The organism is Kineococcus siccus, assembly GCF_009906795.1.
Lineage (GTDB): Bacteria > Actinomycetota > Actinomycetes > Actinomycetales > Kineococcaceae > Kineococcus > Kineococcus siccus.
In genome coordinates, this window is record NZ_JAAALN010000394.1 from 1 (window position 1) to 1,323 (window position 1,323).

Sequence of the window (1,323 nt, forward strand, 5' to 3'; positions counted from 1 at the left end):
GCCCGGGCGCACCGAGGCGCCGAGGCCCACCGGGGAACCCGTGCCCGCGGAGGAGCCGAAGCCCACCGAGGAACCCCAGCCCACCGAGAAGCCCAAGCCTACGGACACGCCGAAGCCCACCGCCGAGCCGAAGCTCCCGGATAAGCCGAAGCCCACCGCCGAGCCGAAGCCGACGGAGAAGCCGAAGCCCACCGCCGAGCCGAAGCCCACCGCCGAGCCGAAGCCCACGGAGAAGCCGAAGCCGACGGACGAGCCCAGGCCGAGCCAGAAGCCCGAGCCGACCGAGAAGGCGAAGCCGAAGGGCACGGAGGAGGCGCAGCCCACCGGGGGGCCGACGCCGTCGTAGTGGGTCGCGGGGCCGGGTGCGTGTGGGCCCCGTCCGGTCGGGGTACGGCACCGCCGGGGCGCCGCCGGCGCCGGACGGAGGACCTCGTGGCCGAACCAGCCGCTGCCGCGGCGACCGGCGCTCGACGGCTCGGCTGATGCGCCGCGCCGACGTCCTGCGCTGGGTCGTGCTCGACCTCCTCGACGGCCTGCGCTGGGAAGCGCGCAGCCTGCGGCGCACGGTGCTCGGGGAAGAGTTCGCGACGGGGCGGCCGGGGTTCGTGCCGGTCGTCCTGGTCCCCGGCGTCTACGAGTCCTGGCGGTTCCTGCAACCGCTGACCGAGGCCCTGCACGCGGCCGGCCACCCGGTCCACGTGGTCGACGACCTGGGGTTCAACGGGGGCGACATCGCCGAGGCGGCCGAGCGCGTGCGCCGCTCGGTCGACGAGGCCGGCGTCGGCCCCGCGAGCGGGGTGGCCCTGGTCGGGCACAGCAAGGGCGGCCTGATCGGCAAGCAGGTCCTGGTGCGGCACAACGCCGACGGGCGGTTCCGGCAGCTCGTCACCGTCAACACGCCGTTCGCCGGGTCGGTGCGGGCGCGCTGGCTCCCGCTGCCGGCCCTGCGGGTGTTCGTGCCCGGTTCCCCGCTCCTGCGCGACCTCGCGGTGGCCACGCACGTCGACGCCGCGATCACCTCGGTGTTCAGCGCGGTCGACCCGGTCGTCCCCGGCAACGACGAGCTCCCCGGGGCCACGAACGTGCGCCTCGACACCGTGGGGCACTTCCGCGTGCTGAGCGACCCGAGGTTGCACGAGGTCGTCCTGCGCGCGCTGCGCGACGGGTCCGCGAGGGCGCCCGGGTCGCCGGCCTGAAACCGGGTGCGCTCGCCGGCCGCGGCGACGAGCATGCGGGGGTGACGAGCGCGGACGCCCCCCACCCCGGCCGGGAGGCACCGGGCGACATCCACCAGCACCCGCTGGCCTACCTGCTGGGCGTCGA

Annotated in this window: 2 protein-coding genes; one reads left to right on the forward strand and one right to left on the reverse strand. The window is 76.1% G+C overall.

Going from position 1 to position 1,323, the window contains the following annotated elements; translation table 11 throughout:
- Nucleotides 1–306, reverse strand: a 306-nt coding sequence (locus GTR02_RS21725) for a hypothetical protein (RefSeq protein WP_205709807.1), incomplete at its 3' end; no start/stop codon positions are given.
- A 176-nt stretch (nt 307–482) separates the two neighbouring features.
- Here GTR02_RS21725 and GTR02_RS21730 point away from each other — a divergent pair.
- Complete coding sequence (locus GTR02_RS21730; RefSeq protein ID WP_166609542.1) at nt 483–1,196, forward strand: esterase/lipase family protein; 714 nt, start codon at nt 483–485, stop codon at nt 1,194–1,196.
- Nucleotides 1,197–1,323: the final 127 nt, after the last annotated feature.

Bases quoted from the DNA above. Each gene is read 5' to 3' on its own strand.
- GTR02_RS21730 (WP_166609542.1), top strand. From the start codon at position 483: ATGCGCCGCGCCGACGTCCTGCGCTGGGTCGTGCTCGACCTCCTCGAC.